Source organism: Streptomyces africanus (assembly GCF_002150735.1).
GTDB lineage: Bacteria > Actinomycetota > Actinomycetes > Streptomycetales > Streptomycetaceae > Streptomyces > Streptomyces africanus.
Genome location: NZ_MUKA01000598.1, coordinates 1 through 1100, shown reverse-complemented (window position 1 = coordinate 1100; position 1100 = coordinate 1). Strand labels below are relative to the sequence as shown.

1 protein-coding gene is annotated in these 1100 nt (G+C 69.2%); it reads right to left on the bottom strand.

Annotated features, from left to right (window positions below; all coding sequences use genetic code 11):
* On the bottom strand, window positions 1–845 hold an 845-nt coding region (gene glnII / locus CCL05_RS42465; RefSeq protein ID WP_086565840.1), incomplete at its 3' end, for a glutamine synthetase.
* Window positions 846–1100: the final 255 nt, after the last annotated feature.

The window sequence follows — 1100 nt, the reverse complement described above, 5'->3', positions numbered from 1 at the left end:
GGGGCGGTCTCGTGCAGACCGGTCAGGCGGTCGTCGATGCCGGCGCCGTAGTTCTTGACGTGGTCGAGCGGCTTGGAGCCCTCACCGAGCGACTCGCACGCGGTGATGATCGCGTCGTAGCCCTCGCGCATCGCCTTGGTGGAGAAGTTGGTGTGGGCACCGGCGCCGTTCCAGTCGCCCTTGACCGGCTTCGGGTCGAGCGTGGCGGCGACGTCGAAGTCCTCGGCGGTGCGGTACAGCAGCCAGCGGGCCACCCACAGCTGGTCGGAGACCTCCAGCGGGGCCAGCGGGCCGACCTGGAACTCCCACTGGCCGGGCATGACCTCGGCGTTGATGCCGGAGATGCCCAGGCCCGCCTTCAGGCAGTTCTCCAGGTGCGCCTCGACGACGTCACGGCCGAAGATCTCGTCGGCGCCGACACCGCAGTAGTAGCCGCCCTGCGGGGCCGGGAAGCCGCCCTTGGGGAAGCCGAGCGGGTAGCCGTCCTTGAAGAAGGTGTACTCCTGCTCGATGCCGAAGATCGGCTCCTGCGCCGCGAACTTCTCCTCGACCTCGGCCAGCGCGGCACGGGTGTTGCTGGCGTGCGGGGTGAGGTCGATGTTCAGGACCTCGCACAGCACCAGGATGTCGTCGCCGCCGCGGATCGGGTCCGGACAGGTGAAGACCGGCTTGAGGACGCAGTCCGAGGCGTGGCCCTCGGCCTGGTTGGTGGAGGACCCGTCGAAGCCCCAGATCGGCAGCGCGTCGAGACCGGCGGGGGAGCCCGAGATGATCTTGGTCTTGGAACGCAGCTTGGCCGTCGGCTCGGTGCCGTCGATCCAGATGTACTCAGCCTTGAAGGTCACGGGCCACATCCTTCGGGGGTGTGTCTGGGCGCGTATCGCGGGTGCTTGCGGCGCTGCGGCACTGGGGCGCCGCTCAATGCCCGGCAGCCTGTCAACAGGCGATTTCCCGGCCATTGCTCGAATGTGAACCCCGTGTTACCTGGTGCCGCTGTGCCGCACCTCACGCTGTGAGGGCGTTTGGCCGCGGGGGAGGAGCCGGTCACCGGCTTCCCTCCGTCAAGCCGGTGACCGGCGCCGCGTGCCGCGCAACGCGCC